Genomic DNA, 16,884 nt, shown 5'->3' on the forward strand with positions numbered 1-16,884 from the left:
TGTCGCATAGTACATTTCGCGTTGCCTGTACTATAGCCTGCCATGCGTGTGTGATATACTGAAATTGTAGTCGCGAATGTCTGAACAAGCGGCCTTTTTTGCTATGGAACAGTCACCTCTTCCTCGCGCTTGTTATTCTAAACCAGAGGATTTTTTGCTTATGATGAAACTTGATGGAGCGATATCGCCAGAGAATACGCTCTTTGTATTGCTGTGCTTTGAGGGACCAGATATCTACTCGACGGCTGGCGGCCTGGGGACACGCATCGCTGAGCTCAGTGATGCATTGGCAACGCAGGGGTATACGACCCACCTTATCTATATTGGCGATTCTCAGAAGCCTAGTGTTGAGCACCGTATTGAGGGGCGTTTGATTCTCAAGCGCTGGTCTCAGTGGGTAAGCCAGTATTATCCCAATGGTGTCTATGATGGTGAGGAACAGAAGCTCTATGACTACAACGAGAGCGTTCCCTATCATATCTATAGTGAAATTGTGCGCCCCGCCGCCGCCGAAGGCAAAATGGTCGTGATTATGGGTGAGGACTGGCATACTGCTGAAGCGATGATGCGCACCTCCGACCTGTTGCACTGGTTTGGCCTGCGCCAGCGAACCCTCATGCTGTGGAACCTTAACAGCTTGATGTCGCTGCATCGTATCGACTGGGGACGCCTCAATTTTGTGACGACGCTGTGTACCGTTAGTAAGTATATGAAGCATAAAATGTGGAATTACAGCGTCAATCCTTTGGTGATCCCCAATGGTATTCCAGCGCGCTATTTGCAGCCAGTGGACCAGGACGCTGTGACGCGCCTGCGCGCCGTGGCCCGGCAAAATGACCCACGTCGTTTCTTCCTCTTCAAAATTGGTCGCTTCGATCCCGACAAACGCTGGATGATGGCTATCGAGGCTGCGGCTCGCTTAAAAGAGAGTGGTCATCCGGTAACGCTTTTTGTGCGCGGTGGTATCGAACCTCATGGTGCGGATGTGCTACGTCATGCCTATCATCGTGGCCTGGTCATTCGCGACATCGAAGCCAAGCGCCCCAACTTGCAGCAGTGTATCGACCTGATTGAGCAGGCTGGCCCCGCCGATGTCTACAATCTGCGCTTCTTCCTTCCCGAAGAGTTTGTGCGTGTGGCGTACGCCGCCGCCGATGCAACGCTTGCTAATAGCGGCCACGAGCCATTCGGCCTGGTGGCCCTGGAGGTCATGGCTGCGCAGGGTATCGCGGTGACTGGCTCTACCGGTGAGGATTACGCTATCTCCTTCGAGAATGCAATTGTGACTGAGACCGAGGACCCCGATGAGATCGTCGGTTATCTCCTCTACATGCAGCGCCATCCCGAGGAGCAGGAGCGCATTCGCCAGGGAGGCTATCGCACCTCCTCGCAGTTTGTCTGGGACCGTGTCATTGCCAATCTGGTGAGCAAGCTTGAGTTCCTGGCTCGCAAACAGAATGTGCCGCTGCTGCCAATACAGGCAAATGCAGCTTTACATGCTCCAAGCGCGCCCCAGATTAGTAACACAAAGCCAGCTTCGCAGGCGGAGGAAAAGGTCGCGGAGAAGCATGGCGTCTAGTTTTGAGAGGACGGTTTTATGGTCGCGGATGTCGCGCTCTATACCGTAGTCCATCAACCTCGCCGTTTAAAGCTCCCCGCGCAACCTATACCGCGCGGGGCCTCCCTTGAGGATATCGCTCGTTGCCTCTTCGATGAGGCGTTAAATGAGCGCTATTTTCGACAGGTTGCTCAGAACTGTTATTATCCAGCTACAAGGATGTTCCTGGACCTGGTTCGTCATGGCCTGCGTTTGTCTATTGGTTTCTCTCTCTCGTTCCTCCAACAAGCTCAGGCGTGGGAGCCATCCTTGCTGGATCTCTTCCGCGAACTGGTGGCGGAAGAGCGTGTTGAATTATTGGGCGTTGAACCCTATCATAGCCTGCTTTTCCTCTTCGATCTGCCTGCCTTTGAGGCCAGTATGCGCAAGATGGCTGAGGACCTTCATACAATTTTTGGCAAGCGTCCACGCATTGTGGATAGCACTGAACTGGCTATGTCGGCCCCACTATACAATGCTCTGGATGCCGCTGGTTTTCAAGGCGCGCTAATGGATGGGCAGGCGCATATCCTGGGCTGGCGTGACTGTACCTATCTCTATCGTTATGGTGATGAGGGAGCCTATGCGCGCCCGATTGCCGCCAGGCGCCTGAGAGCGAGAGAGGAGCGTTCATCACATGCTCCGCTCTTGTTTGCCCGCCATCGCCAGTTGAGTGATGATATCGGCGTACGCTTCAGTGATATACGCTGGTCCGATTTCCCCCTCTATGCCACCACATATGCCTCATGGTTGGCTCAGACCTCTGGTGAACAACTGGTGCTGGGCTGGGACTTCGAGACATTTGGTGAGCGCCATAGTCGCGGAAGCGGTATCTTCGACTTTTTGCGCGCCCTTCCAGGCGAGCTAGAGCACGTTGGGATACAGACGCATACGCTAAGTGAGTTGGGCGAGCGTCACCTGGCGGGGGCACATTATCTGCCACTTCCGGTCACGCCAGCGCTACAAGGTGGCTCGCTCGATCCCGAAGGTGGCTCAGAGTATGTAGCAACCTCCGCGCAGCGGCGCCTGCTCCAGTTGATGAGCGCAGTCCATAATATGGCTCGCCTGACCGAGCAGCCCGCACTAGTCGATATTGCTCACTGGTTGAGCCAAGTGGATCACCTACGTTATGCCGATGTCAGCGCCCAGATCGCGCCGTTTCTTCCTCGTGAATGGCGGCACCTGGAAGTTCCTGAGCTAATCTATGAGCAACAGCAGGTATACCTGAACACGCTGCACGCGATGGAGCCCTATCTTCCAGCCCGTGCGGCCCGTCGTGTTAAACCTCGTGCGCGTCCCTTAAAGAGGCAACACGCTCCTGTTGACGCTGATGTGCTCCAGGAGGAGGCTTCATTTGCGACGCCTAAACCTCGCCCCAGGAGGCGCCAGCGCGAGCTGGCTGCTCCTACCCCACCTCTGAAGAGCTAACAAAGAAGCCCGGCAGGTAACCTCCTGCCGGGCTTCTTTTTGTTTAACCTCATATGCACGGTGCTTTTTTAGATGTCTGCCCTGGTAAGAGGTGTGGAGGATGTTGGGAGCCGCAGGCTCCCAACATCCTCCACACCTCCTCTAAAGCGAGTGCCGCAGGCGCGAGAAGTCATTTAAGAATGTGCATATGATGTTATCTATTGCCCAAAAGTAAGTATAAAGGTTTACCTGCTTTAATCATGTACTTATGCATAAGCTATGGTTAAAAATTGCTGTGCTTTACCATATTACTTTTCACCCAGTTGATGGCGGAAAATTGACGAGCGCATCCACATCGTTTAGACTCATTCCCAGTAGGTAGTTTATTGTAGTAATGAGGTAGGTTATGTCGCAATTTCGCTCTCTCCCGTCGTTTAGCCGTGTGGAAGGGACTTCTACGGATGAAGTGACGACTGAGCGCCCTATTCACACCAATGCTCTCTTCCCTCCCATTACGTCCGCTGCCGCAGGCGATGGTGTCAATACGCAATCGGTTTCTGCGCCCAACACTACTACTCTTCCACCCCAGTACACAGGATCGCTCGCCCCCACATTTCAGCCAGGCACTACGACAACGGGTCCGATCCAGCCTGCTTCGACGCGTGTGCTCTATGATGTGGCAACGACGCAGGCCCTTGTTACCTCTGCCCTTCAGTCTGCACCCGAGCGGCAGACCGCCGCCACAAAATATCTTGTAATCCCTGGCAAGAAGCCGAGAGCTTCGCGCCGGACGACCACGCTTCTGCCCGAGTCAGAGCGTCACACAGAAGACCTGAAGCCTGTGAGGAGGATTAACTCACAGCTCCGCTATGCAATTGTTCTAGGGGCGTTGTGCGGTGTGGTCCTGACCTCTTTGCTCTCCTTGACTCCTTTAGGTGGAGGGCAGACCAGTAATCCATTGACGGATCTTATGAACTTGGCTCAGTCACCAATTAATAGTTGGAACGTTTCTCCTCACCAGGAGGATAAAGCTGCCAACCCCCCACAATCGGCTGGCGTTCCGGCTGGTGTCCCATCACAGCTTTCGACCAATCAGTATGTACAGATCGCACGTGAGGCTGCGGCGAAGTATGGGATTAATCCTGACTATTTTGTGCGCCAGATCTATTCCGAGAGCAGTTTTAACCCCAATGCAGTCTCGCCGGCGGGCGCGGTCGGTATCGCGCAGTTTCTTCCTTCTACCGCAGCGGGCCTGGGCTTCAATCCCTGGGACCCGGTGCAGGCGCTCTATGGAGCCGCCAAATATATGGCGCAGCTACGTGACCAGTGGGGTGGCGACTATGCCAAGGCCCTGGCCTCCTATAATGCTGGCTCTGGTACCGTGCAGAACGCGGTCAACCAGGGCGGGGCAAACTGGATGAATTATTTACCCGCCGAGACACGCAACTACTTGACCAAAATCATGGGCATTTAAAAGGTCCCATACAAAAAGCCGGCAGAGCATTCTGCCGGCTTTTTGTATGGGACCTTTTGCTCTCCTTGACTTCTTCCTGTGCTACAACATACAATGGATATGTCCATATGGAGATATACTGGTGTGGTATGCTGAGGTAAGAGGATGGATGGTATGCTCTACCCATCTTCAAGGGCGGTTCCTGCTTGTTCAATGTAGACGAGAAGGAGTGACGAGTCATGACCACCGCGATCCCAACGCTCCAGAGCGAGGAGGCTCTGCTGCAACGTATTCGCAAGCAACAGTTAATTGAATCGGTTGAGCATATGAGTCCGCTGTATCTTGAAGGAATCAAGCGTATCTTGACGGTCTCCGCCGATACTGAACTCATCAGCTCACCTGCCTACTATAATGCCGCTATTCACGCGCCCACCCTCAATGCCTTCGGCTCGGCGATCTCGATTATCCAGGACGAACTGGGCCATGCGCATATTGCCTACCGCCTTCTGCGCGACCTGGGGGTTAACACCGAAGAGCTGATCTTTGAGCGCGAGCCCGCCAAGTTTAAGTATCCTTACGCCTTTGATGTGCCGCTGGAGAGCTGGGTCGAACTGATCGTCGCGAATGCCTTCTATGATCGCGCGGGCTATACTCTCCTCAGCGATGTCTATCAAAGCACGACCTTTGGTCCCTGGAAGCGCGCCCTGCTCAAGGTTGATAAAGAGGAAACCTTCCACCTGCGGCATGGCGAGCAGTGGATGCGTCGCCTCAATAAAGATCGCGCAGGCCACGAGTTGCTGCAAAACGCGGTCAATTGGATGTTTCTATTGACGGTTGAGTGGTTTGGTCTCCCCGATACGATGAAAAAGCATACCGAGCAGCTGGAGTATGGCTTTAAGGGGCATAGCAACGACGAACTGCGTCAGATCTGGATGTCGACTGCGGTTCCCCTCTGCGAGGAGTTGCAACTCAAGGTGCCGGCTCACTACGATACTGAGCAACAAAAGTATGTGATTGATTGTGCTTTTCCCGCCCATTTTGATGCCACGCGGAAGCGCTGGCTGCTAGAGGAGGGTCCCTGTACCTGGAACGATGTGCTGGTGCGCTGGAAGGCCAGGGGACCCAGCAACGAGCGTTTTGTGGCGATGATCCAGCGGGGGAAGAAAGCCATGCTGCGCCAACTGGAGCAAGATGTATGACTACGATCTATCCCTCGCTCCAGGATCTTCCGCACGATCATCCAAGCTGCCCCGCGCTCTGGGACGCGCTACGTGACGTGATGGACCCGGAGCTACCCATCAGCGTCGTGGATATGGGCCTGATTGTTGCCATTGAGCGGCACGGCTCGCACGTGGCCGTACAACTGACCTTTACAGCTATGGGCTGTCCCGCGACCGACTTTATCCTTGAGGATGTGCGCGAGCGTCTGCTACGCGAGCTGGGGGTTGAGCAGGTGGAGATCGAGGTGGTCTGGGACCCGGCCTGGACGAAGGCTCGCTTGAGCGAGGAGGGAATTGATATTATGCGCACCTGGGGAGTCTCGGCATGAATACGTCAATAGAGAACAGACAGGCGGAAGATGGGCATGCGCGCCGCGAGGCGCTCAATGATACGCGGGTCTGGTGTGTCTATGCCCGCCGCAAGTACGAAGAGCCGCTGCACGAGATCGGCAATGTCATGGCCGATGATGTCGAGCTGGCATGTGTGTATGCCCGCAGTATCTATGACGAGTTCGCCTGGATTGAGATGGTGCTTATCCCGCGTGACTGTATTGTGAGTGTTATCGCTTCGTGATGCTTGTAGTGCTAGGAGGCTTGTATTTATGACGACAACCATGCGTACCGATCACGCGGCCCTCTTCGCCGTGCTCTCATCGCTGGCCGATAATAAACAGGCCATTGGCCGTCGCTATGCCTTCTGGTGCAATGGCGCGCCGACGCTGGAGGCGGCTGTGGCGGCGGCGGCGATGACGCAGGACGAACTGGGACATGCGCGCACGCTCTATCCCTTGCTAGCAAACTTCACCCAGGCACAGGCCGATCCCGCCCAGGTCGAGCCAGAGACGCGCACGCTGAACTATGCGCTCTCCTTCCTGGATCATGATTTCGCGGGCTGGAGCGATTTTGTAGCGACCAACTTCCTGCTGGATACCGCGCTAACAACCTTTTTCGCGGCTGCGCAACGCTCAACCTATGAGCCGCTAGGCGCGCGCGCGCGCAAAATTTTGTTGGAAGAGCGCATCCATGCCGCGCACGCCGATGGCTGGGTGCGACGCCTGATGAAGGCTGGCGGCGCGGTACGAGCGACGATGTCCGCCTCTCTCTTAGGACTCTGGGAGGAGACGCTCTGCTGGTTTGGTCCCGAGGATGATCCCGCGATGCAGCGCCTCTACCAGGAAGGCATCATTGACGCCACGCCTGATGTATTGCGCGCCCGCTTCCTGCATACGATCATGCCAACCTTGCAGGCCGTGGACTTTGAGGTGCAGGTTACCTTTGACTCAGAGAACAAGTCCTGGCGCGTCACGCAAGTGCTGCCCTGGGAGCGCTGGGATGTGGCGGCGCGCCGTTTGCGACCTCAGGGACAAGGAGCGCAGTGATGAAGCAGTTTCAGCTGGATCAGGCAGCAACGCAATCATTCTCTGCCGCTCAAGACCAGCGTGAGAGCGCGGTCGCCTGCCCCTTCTGTGCGTCGACACAGACTGAACTTGATGCCTTGTTCGGCCAGCAACTGCTGACTGTGCAGTACTACTGTCATGCCTGTCATACGCCTTTTGAATATATTAAGGACGATGCTGTCCTCTACGACTATGTTGAGCGAAAGGACGAACTACTATGACAACCACTTCCGAGCGCACTCTGGTAAACTATGCTGTCACTGATGGCGTCGCCGTCATTGAGTTGAGCAATGCACCAGCCAACACCTATAGCTATGAGATGATGCGCCAACTGGATGAAGCTATCTTGCAGGCCCGCTTCGATGAGAACGCGCATGTCATCGTGATCCGGGGCGCGGGCGAGCGTTTCTTCTGTGCGGGAGCCGAGATCAGCATGCTCAATTCCGTCTCCCCCACCTACAAATACTATTTCTGCCTGCATGCCAATGAGACGCTCACCCGGCTGGAGCAGACGCCCAAGCTGGTGATTGCCGCGCTCAATGGGCATACCGTTGGTGGTGGCCTGGAGATTGCCCTGGCCTGTGATATTCGTATCGCGCGTCGTGGTGCGGGCCAGGTCGGATTGCCCGAGATCAACCTGGGCGTGCTGCCGGGAACGGGTGGCACGCAGCGTATGGCACGTGCCCTGCCCAAGAACAAGGCCATCGAGTATATGACCGAGGGCAAGCTAATGAGCTTCGAGGAGGCACAGGACCTGGGCCTGATTAACTATATCTATGACTCCGAAGGCTACTGGGAGAAGGTTCTGGAGTATGCCAAAACCTTCTGCCCGCCGAACAAGGCCTCGCGCACTGTTGGGCGTATCAAGCGCTCCGTGCAGTCGGGGTCTGAGGTCGCCTTCTCCGAGGCCCTGGCCATCGAGCGCGAGTTACAGCAGCTCTGCTTCCAGAGCGAGGACGCCAAAGAGGGCATCAGCGCTTACATCGAGAAGCGAAAGGAGCGCAACTTTACCGGGCGCTAATTTCTAGACATACACCCTTTTCCCGTTTTCTGCACTCTCATACGCAAGCAGGAGAACGTCAATGGCGACGTTCCCCTGCTTGCTCTTTTTGTTATGATAAGGGCTTGACCATGACGTTACGTCACGCTTTATACTCCTGTTTGAAAGGAGGTAGCACTTGGATCGCCAATTTTATCATACCGGTCAGTTCGCGCAGATGGCCTCGGTCTCGATACGTACATTGCGTTTTTACGATACGGTGGGGCTGCTCTCACCTTCAAGGTATACCGAGGCCGGGTATCGCCTCTATACTGATGCGGACTTCCGGCGCTTGCAGCAAATTCTGGCCTTGAAGTTTCTGGGGTTCTCGCTTGAAGAGATCAAGGCGTGCCTGCGCGTTGGTCCCTCGGGCTTGCGCGAGTCGCTTCAGATCCAGCATACTATGCTGGTGGAGCGCAAACAGCAGCTTGATAAGGTCTTGCAAGCCCTGGAGGAGACGCAGAGGTTGCTGGATGTGAATACCCAGGACTGGTCGGCAATTCTCCATGTGATCCAGGTGATACAGATGCAACAGGATAACGAATGGCGTAAGAAGTACCTTAATGATGAGCAGTTGCAGAAAATGAGTGAGCTTTCCCAGGCCTCATATACCGAAGAGCAGCGCCAGCAAATCGCTGAGCGAGGGAAAAACTTTACCGAGGCGGACCAGGTAGAGGCTTCACGGCGTTGGAGTGAGCTGGGAGCCGAGCTGAAGCGCTTGATGTCCATCAATGCAGATCCCGCTGGCTCTGAGGCCCAGGCCCTGGCCGCGCAATGGACTGCCATGATTCAGTCTTTCACTCAAGGCGATCCAGGGATTACTCAGGGGTTAAAGAACTTCTACACGAACCTGGGAAAGATGCCTGAGGCGGAGCGCCCGGTGCCTATGCCCTACTCCAGTGAGGAATGGGCCTTTATCAATCAGATGCTGGCTGCTTACCAGCAGAAGCACTAGGAGAAGCCCTGCATAGGGAATGAGTGGTACACTCATTCCCTATGCAGGGCTTTCACTTACCGCACCTGCGGCGCTCAGGGAGAAGGGGAGCAAGCCGAGGCAGGAACCGAAAAGCCCTGACCTTACATTTGCATGCTTCTATAAAAGGGAATACGATGGTATAATAAACAACGAGTCTAAGCATCAGTAGAAAGTATGTGCCCTCCCGCGAGGCGCAAAGCAACAGGAAGGTCGTATGTCAAGCGTCCGTACCAGGGTACGTAACGATATCCTCTGGATTATCCTCGATAATGTTCCCCATAATGCCTTAAATACGGCTATGCTGTTACGGCTGGCGGAAATTCTCCGCTCTGCTCGGCAGCAAACTCTGAACCTGGTCGTCCTCACTGGCATGGGCGAAGAGGCATTCTGCTCGGGTTTTGACCTTCCCGTAGACTCCACGGAACTACAGAAATTGCACCAGGCGGCGCGAAGTGTCGACGAGGCCTTTCAGCAGCTTGCACAACAGGGAATCCCCTCGGTGGCGTTGATTAAAGGCCATGCCTATGGTCCTGGCAGCGAGCTGGCCGCGCTCTGTGATACCCTTATTGCGCGCGAGGATGTGACTTTGCGCCTGCCTGCTGAAAACGCGCGCCTCTTTCCTTCCGCGACCTCGCAGCGCTTTCCCTCGCTCCTAAAACCGGAGATATTTGAGCGTCTCGCCAAGAGTGGTGAGACCTTGGGCGCGCACGCCGCCCTTGAAGTTGGCTTGGTTCACCAGGTGTTGCCTGCCGCACGCTTCCTCCAGGAATCCGAAGAACTCCTGGTTATGCTCTCCATCGTTGGCCTGACCGCTTAGAAGAAATAAAGAACGTAGTGAAGGAGGGCTGGCCGAGCCAGCCCTCCTTCACTACGTTCTTTACCAATTTTATGAAAGGGTATAAGGTTTAAGAGGGTGTTAAGGCATAAGTTAAGGTAATAGTAAAATTTCAGCTCGACTAAGACATGAGAGACTGCTAATGTACTCAGGCTTTTTTATGTTAACCTGGCTTTAAATCTTTCTTTGTATGCCATAAAGATGGGTCTTTTTTACCTTTACATAATACTCTCTTAATCCAACGGCAGTAAGCTACTAAGTAGCGGCATGATGCGCAAGGCTAAATAGCCTTCCAGAGTAGACAATGAATTTGCTTATATGTGCACTACTCTGCATCTCTGCTGTATATAGATAGATATTCATGTGTTTTTCTTCTGTGTGAACAAGGCGTAGCTGTAGCATCTATTTTACTGGCTAACGTGGCGTGACAGGTAGCAGGTGATGAAGAGATGGGCAGAGCATAAGAGGCGGTTACGGGATGCAGATACGGCTTTGTAGAAAGGTAAAGGTTGAGGGCCATGAGTTTGATCAGGCCTCAAACACGCAATATATCTCCTGTTTCCGATGGACTTGCCAGGAATACCAGAACACCGCTCGCAAATCTGTCTCAGACACCTTCAAATACAACTATTCATATTCGCCCGCGCATGCGCGGAGGACGTACGCTCGTCCTTGATATGCCAATTGGACAACGCCTGGCTATCGGCTTCCTCCTGGCTGCTGTAATTGCGGCCCTGGTGGCAGGCCTGGTAGGAGCGCAGCGCTCGGCATCCCTTGGTCGCCAGTCAGAGTTCTATCAAGATCTCTTACGTACCAATACCTCTCTTACGACAGGTGCTAACTTTTTGCAGTTAATGAATACTGAGACGGCTACGTTGATTAGTGATGCAGGCGCCGCCTCTCCTTCTAAAGAGACAATTAAGCAGGATGAGACAGCGCTCCGTGGACTGATTACACGCTATGACACGACGCTCAAGAACTATGTGGGCCAGGACCTGGTAAGCAAACATCCAACGCAGGTGGCTATGCTGGAAGAGGCCAGTAACGGCGGGCAGGTACACCAGCAAGAGACACTGGCGGCCAGTGCGCAGCGTACCTGGCTGGTATATAAGGCCTCGTTGGAGCAGGTCCTTTCCAGCGTCGATGCACATAATCTGACTGAGGCCGCCAATTTTGAGCGCGTGCAGGCCGAGCCTACGAATGGTGACGCGCTGAGTGCGTTACGTGCGCTTATTCAGCTTAACCAGCGCCTTTCCAACTCCATTAATATTGCTGCGGGTGTTGAAGAGCAACAGCAGCTCCTGACGACGATCATTGGCTCAATTCTGGCCTTTATCGCCATTGCCCTGGTTGGTTGGTTTATCTCCGGTACGATTGTACAGCGCTTGAAGCAATTGTTGCGTGTGACACAGTCTGTTGAAGGGGGCGACATTTCGGCGCGTGTAGATGTCGTTGGGCGTGACGAGATTAGTAGCGTCTCGGCCTCGACCAATGCTATGTTGGATGCGATTGTCGCGTTGCTGGAGGAAACCCAGCGCCAGAACGTGGCCTTGACGAATGCTGCTGAGCACCTCTTCTCAACTATGCGCGTTGTAAATGCGGGCGATCTGCGGGTAAGTACCAACGTGAATAACGATCCTATTGATCTGCTGGCCAATGCCTTTAACTTCACAGTTGGTCGCTTCCGCCGCTTCGTTACACGTATCCAGACCGTTATTGATCAGCTTGATTCCGCCTCGCGCTATGAAGTTGAGCGCGCGGAACACTTCCTCTCCATCCTGAATACGCTGGAGAGCGGCAAGCCTGTCTCGCGACTGAAATCTGCGCGTCTACAGGGAGATGAGAAGGCGGGGGCTGCCTCACCCGATGCGGAGTCGGTGGCGACACAGCTGAAGCAGACGCGTGAGCGCCTGCACAATCTCTCTGACGAGAGCGCGCAGAAGCGACTCCTGGCCATGCAGAGTTTGAATGAGCAGATTATCCAGGTGACGGATCGCTTACAGAAGGGACTGACACGTGATTCGACGGTTCGAGGAGGGAGCGCGCTGGGAAATGGCGTAGCCTCTATGTATCTGCAAGAATTGCGTACCCTCGAAACTCAGGCGCAACGTATGTGTCGTGACGCGCAGCAGACGCAATGGCAACTTACGCAAAATCTTGCAGAGGTTGAGAAGGAATTAACGAAGTTGACGAATGCGACCCAGGTGTTGGGCAAGCAAGGAAGTGTGAGTGGATCGCTTTCGACTGAAACGCGTGAAGAGTTGTACCGCTCAGGGAGCGTCTTTGTGGGTGATGTACTCTCTATGGCACGTAAGCTCAATGCCCTCTCGCAGGAGATACGCGCCAATATGATCTCCTTCCAGCTTGAAGGCAATGATGAGGCTGGCTATCGTGTCCGCCCCATCTCTGATGGTGAGCGTATGTTGTCGCAAGCTTCACCCGAGTACAGCTTCAGCGTCCGCCCAGGGGTGCATAGCGCAAGTTCGGATCGCCGCCTGCATTCATCGCAGGGCTAAAAGCGTTGCTCTCAGCACCTGCGGGGCTTCGGCAAGAGTAAGAATAGAGGGTGTGGTTGTGGATCAGCTTTGCTGATCCACAACCACACCCTCTATTCTTACTCTTACTTGTTTATATTGTGTGCCAGGCGTTTGCGCCAGCTTTTCGAGAGCAAGTTGCTCTGCTGGGTCAGGGTAATGCCCAGCAGAATGAGCACAACGCCTGCCCATTGGATAAGCTCCACATGCTCTTTGAGGACCAACGTAGACATAATGATAACCACGGGTAGCTCAATAGAACCTAGAATGGTTGTGATGCCTGCACCAACGATGGGAACTCCTCGCGCGAAGAGGAACGGCGGGATAATGACGCCAAAGCAGCCAAGAATGATAGCCCAGAACCAGAGTCCATGAGAAAGCGCGCCAGTAAAAAGAAACTGTGGCGGAAAAATTATAAGAGTGATGATGAGTGCGCCCGTCATAATGAGGGTGCTGCGCAGCGTTGGAGGAACCTCGGGCGCTACGCGCTCATTGATGACGATATTACCTGTATAGCTGGCTGCGGCCAGCAGGCCCAGGCAGATACCCTTGAGCTCCAGGTGCGAGGTAAGTAAGACCTGGTAGTTGGCCGCCAGTACAGTGCCGATCAGGACCGCGACCAGGGCTAGCCAGCGACTAAGCGTAGGCGCCTTGCGCTGTAAGATCCAATCGACCAGCAACCCCATCCAGACAAACTGGAAGAGCAAGACGACGCCAAGCGAGGCCGAGATGGTCTGTAAGGCCATATAGTAAAAAACGCCGGTGAGACCCGGAAAGAGGCCGCTGAGCAGGAGCTGCCCAAGCGTTAGCTTGCGGATGTGGCGTAAATATTTGAGTGAAGGAAGGCTTAAGAGCCAGAGTCCCAGGCAGCCAAAGAGGACCTGAGAGCTTGTGATCTCTGCCACGGAGAAGCCCGCATGATAGCCTAACTTGACCACACTGGAGAGAATGCCGAATGAGGCTCCCGCCAGCAGGACAAGAAGGGACGCTATAAATCTGTTCAAACCGATACACCTCCTGCATATGTCGCCTCCTCGCTAACCGGGTCCGGGCACGCTGGCACGGCGCACAATCATAATAACATGTGATGATAGTGCTCTCAATGGCTAAAGCATCAGGAATGCCTACTAGCTGGATTGAGCCGATACCGTCGGTAATTGCTTACCCGTATTAGTTAGGTACGTAGCAGAAGATGTATTGCCTGAATGGTCGGTCTACGTCTTGTTTTGCTCAATGGGGAGAACCTGAAGAGATGTAACTGCAATAGTTAAGCTACTAGAGTCGTGTACAACTCTCCCATTCGCTAGAATAGACGCGTGCGTGCCTCACCCGGCCAGGCTGGTGAGAGGCTCGTGTTCTTTTGTAGAAATCGTCTAACCAGAGAAATATTGTAACGTTCTCTGTTGCTATTTGTCAAATGAATTTATAGAAGTCTCGGGGCAAAATTTCGGGCGGATGCCCGAAATTTTGCCCCGAGACTTCTATGCTATGGAAAAATGCTTAGGGGGTGACGCTGGCTACACCTGGGGTTTGCATGCTGTTGATGGGAACGTAGCCCATCTCCTGGGCCTTCTGCTGGACATCTGAGCCAAGCATGAATTGCAGGAAGGCCTCCAGTATGGCATCATCGCCTCCCAGCGTGTACATGTGCTCATAGCTCCAGAAGTTGTACTTGCCTGAGGAGATCGTGCTCACGGTACCCTTCTGATTATCGATCTCTACGGTATGAATCGCGTTTGTCACGTATGAGGCGGCCACGTAGCCAATGGCTCCGGGCGTCTTCGCGACCGTGTCTCGGACGGTAGTAGAGGAGTCAGTTGTGAGTAGGGTACCCTTTTCGTCGCGGCCACCTAGAATGTATTTGCGGAAGGTCGCGCGTGTGCCGGAGTTGCTTGGGCGCACGATAGGGGTGATCTTGAGGTCTGGGCCACCTAGTTGGCTCCAGTTATTGATCTTGCCAGTTGAGAAAATATCAATAATCTGTTGCTGGGTGAGCGAGGGGACGGTAATACCTGGATTGGTGATCATCTCAAAGGGGGTGACGCAGACAATATGGTCGGTGAGATTGGGATCAGGGTAAATCGCGGGATTGGCATAAATATCTGAATTGCCTATCTCCGCTTGTTGGGCAGTAACGGCATCGAGTCCATGTCCGCTGCCACCTCCGCTGACTTCGATCTTTGTTCCTGTATATTGTTGCTCGAATAATTTGCCCGCTTCCTGTGCCAGGGGCAGCAGGGCTGTAGAGCCGGTGACGCGTAGTTTTCCCGCGATGGGCTGACTCTGGCTGCCTGGTGCGCTACAACTGGTGAGCACATAGGTGCCGAGCAATAGACAACATAGTAGGGCTGCCCGGCGTAGCAGATTCTTACTTGAGGCCAGGCGACGTTTTTGGCCACTGGGGCGTAGTAAATATATACTTTTCAATGTTTCTAATCCTCGACAAAATCAACATAGTATTGCTCAGTCTCTATTATCCTGCCTTTTTTTTAAGGTATAGTTAACAATCTGTAATCTTTTGGAGTAATGGAACTTTTTCGTAAGGTGAGACGTTTTGTCTGTGATGAAGATGGTGGAGTAGGGAAGAGGAAAGCGGTGCCTGGGAGGCATCAGAAAATGCCAGGTATGATGGCGTCTTAGTTACAGCCAAAGGAGCGTATGTTTATGCATACCCGATCTATAATAAAGCAGGAGGCACATCCTATGCCCACTGAAAATGGTGCCTATACGTTGCTGGTTCTTCGTCGTAAGCCTTTTTTGATAACCATTGTGCTCTCGCTGTTCCTGCTGCTCTTCCTGGCTGGATGTGGGGCTACGAGTAGTGGCACAGGCGGGACAGGCAGCGGCAATAGTAATCCAGGCAATGGCAGTACGAAGACCGTCAAGGGGTTTGGAGCCGAGAATGGTTGCCCCTCTGATGCCGTCCTTGAGACGCGTCCGTCTAACCCGACTGTAACAGTGAAGCCTACGCAGCAGGATAGCACGGTCACCGTTCATAAAGGCGATGTGATGGAGGTACAACTGCCCTTTGGTAGTCGCTGGGCTGGACCTACAAAATCCGAGGGGCCGCTCCAGATGGAGATGACGGCTGGCTTTGCGGACCAGGGAGCCAAAGCCTGTGTCTGGCGCTTTAGTGTTCAGGGAACGGGCCATGCGACGCTGAACTTCAGCAAACGGGCGTTGTGCAATGGCAAAGAGCGCGTCTGCGCCATGTATATCATGCCTTATACCTTTACTGTTAACGCGCAGTAGCCGCACAAGGTGACTCCCTGACTCCCCCTGTTTGTGGCTGGGCTGACCTCTCCAGGCGAGGTCAGCCCTTTTTGTGTCATGAAGAGTTTCCCCTGTTCGCTATTGTTCTGTTGCCATGCCCGTCATTGCTGCTGCTACCTCTTGACAAGAAGGCGCTCTCAGTATATCGTTACAACATTCTACTAGCTATCTTATGCATTATCTTATTTCTATTGCCTGCTGTCTGTGTCGCATTTGTGCGAACCAGTGTTTTTTCTATTATTAGCGTGCATTGGGTTTGGAAAAGGAGTGTTTTATGGTGGAACGTTCGCTTCACATCACGGTTGCTCAAGGTACCGACACAGGACGTAAACGCTCGTTGAATGAAGATAGTTTGCTCGTGGCTCAGCCTGAAGATGCGCAAACCTTGCGCGAGCGAGGCGTGTTGCTTATCGTCGCCGATGGCCTGGGAGGTCATGCGCGCGGTGAGGTCGCCAGTGATATGGTGGTTAACGCGGTCAAACGCTTATATTATGAGAACAAGGAAGCGAATATCGCCGAGGCTCTAAAAGGGGCGATTCGCCAGGCCAACCTGGATCTTTTTAAGCGCGCCATCCAGGAGGGGAACGACATGGGAACCACCTGTGTGGCCTGCGTTATCCAGGATTCGACCGCCTATGTCGCGAATGTTGGTGATAGCCGGGCCTACCTGTTGCGCGTAGAGAGCATGCGCCAGGTAACAGACGATCATTCCTGGGTGGCGGAACAGGTGCGAGCTGGCCTGATTACAGAAGAGCAGGCCCGGGTACATCCCCAGCGCAATGTCATCCTGCGTAGCCTGGGCATCGATCCAGGGGTGGAGATCGACATGTTTACCGAGACTCTACAGAATGGTGATATCTTGCTGCTCTGTTCGGATGGCCTCTCGGGTATGGTTGAGGATGATGAGATTGCACAGCTTCTTCGTCAGCAGGAGCCTGAAGAGGGCGTGAAGCAATTGATCGCCGAGGCCAATGAGCATGGCGGGCTGGATAATATCACTGCCATTGTGGCGCGTGTCACTCTGGCCGAGGAAAATGTGCAGGAGCCAGAAACCAGCGCATAGCAATGCCTGGGGGAACCAGAATAATTTTCCTTCATTTTCCCTTTTTCTGGTGCTTTCTTTATTTAGGTGAGGTGGGTATTACTCATGTTC

At 53.9% G+C, this 16,884-nt stretch carries 16 protein-coding genes; 14 read left to right on the forward strand and 2 right to left on the reverse strand.

Going from position 1 to position 16,884, the window contains the following annotated elements; all coding sequences use genetic code 11:
- Positions 1–160: 160 nt before the first annotated feature.
- The 12 genes from JMJ04_RS11670 to JMJ04_RS11725 all read left to right on the forward strand — a co-directional run bounded on the left by JMJ04_RS11670 (position 161) and on the right by JMJ04_RS11725 (position 12,440).
- A complete protein-coding gene (locus JMJ04_RS11670) occupies positions 161–1,579 on the forward strand; it encodes a glycosyltransferase family 4 protein (RefSeq protein ID WP_201370660.1) in 1,419 nt (472 codons plus the stop codon).
- Positions 1,580–1,597: 18 nt separating this feature from the next.
- Entirely contained in the window at positions 1,598–3,025 is a 1,428-nt protein-coding gene (locus JMJ04_RS11675; RefSeq protein ID WP_201370661.1) for a glycoside hydrolase family 57 protein, read from the forward strand.
- A 385-nt stretch (positions 3,026–3,410) separates the two neighbouring features.
- Positions 3,411–4,478, forward strand: coding sequence for a lytic transglycosylase domain-containing protein (locus JMJ04_RS11680; RefSeq protein ID WP_201370662.1), 1,068 nt, complete (start codon positions 3,411–3,413; stop codon positions 4,476–4,478).
- A gap of 218 nt (positions 4,479–4,696) precedes the next feature.
- Positions 4,697–5,656: a Phenylacetic acid catabolic protein gene (locus tag JMJ04_RS11685; RefSeq protein ID WP_201370663.1), complete on the forward strand. Its 960-nt coding sequence runs from the start codon at positions 4,697–4,699 to the stop codon at positions 5,654–5,656.
- Complete coding sequence (locus JMJ04_RS11690) at positions 5,653–6,006, forward strand: metal-sulfur cluster assembly factor (RefSeq protein ID WP_201370664.1); 354 nt, start codon at positions 5,653–5,655, stop codon at positions 6,004–6,006. The genes JMJ04_RS11685 and JMJ04_RS11690 overlap by 4 nt, the downstream gene beginning before the upstream one ends.
- Complete coding sequence (locus JMJ04_RS11695; protein ID WP_201370665.1) at positions 6,003–6,251, forward strand: hypothetical protein; 249 nt, start codon at positions 6,003–6,005, stop codon at positions 6,249–6,251. The genes JMJ04_RS11690 and JMJ04_RS11695 overlap by 4 nt, the downstream gene beginning before the upstream one ends.
- Before the next feature lie 28 nt (positions 6,252–6,279).
- On the forward strand, positions 6,280–7,056 hold the full coding sequence (locus tag JMJ04_RS11700; protein ID WP_201370666.1) for a Phenylacetic acid catabolic protein: 777 nt from the start codon (positions 6,280–6,282) through the stop codon (positions 7,054–7,056).
- A complete protein-coding gene (locus tag JMJ04_RS11705; RefSeq protein ID WP_201370667.1) occupies positions 7,056–7,295 on the forward strand; it encodes a PaaD-like zinc ribbon domain-containing protein in 240 nt (79 codons plus the stop codon). Before JMJ04_RS11700 ends, JMJ04_RS11705 begins: the two co-directional genes overlap by 1 nt.
- Positions 7,292–8,095: an enoyl-CoA hydratase/isomerase family protein gene (locus JMJ04_RS11710; RefSeq protein ID WP_201370668.1), complete on the forward strand. Its 804-nt coding sequence runs from the start codon at positions 7,292–7,294 to the stop codon at positions 8,093–8,095. Before JMJ04_RS11705 ends, JMJ04_RS11710 begins: the two co-directional genes overlap by 4 nt.
- Positions 8,096–8,252: 157 nt before the next feature.
- A complete protein-coding gene (locus JMJ04_RS11715; RefSeq protein ID WP_201370669.1) occupies positions 8,253–9,068 on the forward strand; it encodes a MerR family transcriptional regulator in 816 nt (271 codons plus the stop codon).
- 235 nt (positions 9,069–9,303) lie between these two features.
- Positions 9,304–9,906: an enoyl-CoA hydratase/isomerase family protein gene (locus tag JMJ04_RS11720; protein WP_201370670.1), complete on the forward strand. Its 603-nt coding sequence runs from the start codon at positions 9,304–9,306 to the stop codon at positions 9,904–9,906.
- Positions 9,907–10,442: 536 nt separating this feature from the next.
- Positions 10,443–12,440, forward strand: coding sequence for a HAMP domain-containing protein (locus tag JMJ04_RS11725; RefSeq protein WP_201370671.1), 1,998 nt, complete (start codon positions 10,443–10,445; stop codon positions 12,438–12,440).
- A 104-nt stretch (positions 12,441–12,544) separates the two neighbouring features.
- Here the strand turns inward: JMJ04_RS11725 and JMJ04_RS11730 are convergent, their stop codons facing one another.
- Together JMJ04_RS11730 and JMJ04_RS11735 are read right to left on the reverse strand one after the other, a co-directional pair.
- Positions 12,545–13,462 carry an EamA family transporter gene (locus tag JMJ04_RS11730; RefSeq protein WP_201370672.1) on the reverse strand — a complete coding sequence of 306 codons (918 nt, stop codon included), beginning with the start codon at positions 13,460–13,462 and terminating at the stop codon, positions 12,545–12,547.
- A gap of 496 nt (positions 13,463–13,958) precedes the next feature.
- Complete coding sequence (locus JMJ04_RS11735; RefSeq protein WP_201370673.1) at positions 13,959–14,885, reverse strand: phosphate ABC transporter substrate-binding protein; 927 nt, start codon at positions 14,883–14,885, stop codon at positions 13,959–13,961.
- Positions 14,886–15,122: 237 nt separating this feature from the next.
- Here JMJ04_RS11735 and JMJ04_RS11740 point away from each other — a divergent pair, with 237 nt between their 5' ends.
- Both JMJ04_RS11740 and JMJ04_RS11745 read left to right on the forward strand, forming a co-directional pair.
- Entirely contained in the window at positions 15,123–15,710 is a 588-nt protein-coding gene (locus tag JMJ04_RS11740; RefSeq protein WP_201370674.1) for a hypothetical protein, read from the forward strand.
- A gap of 295 nt (positions 15,711–16,005) precedes the next feature.
- The gene (locus JMJ04_RS11745; protein WP_201370675.1) at positions 16,006–16,794 is read left to right on the forward strand and encodes a Stp1/IreP family PP2C-type Ser/Thr phosphatase; all 789 of its coding nucleotides are present in this window, start codon (positions 16,006–16,008) and stop codon (positions 16,792–16,794) included.
- Positions 16,795–16,884 lie beyond the last annotated feature (90 nt).

Origin of the sequence: Ktedonobacter robiniae (assembly GCF_016587375.1) — a bacterium.
Taxonomy (GTDB): domain Bacteria; phylum Chloroflexota; class Ktedonobacteria; order Ktedonobacterales; family Ktedonobacteraceae; genus Ktedonobacter; species Ktedonobacter robiniae.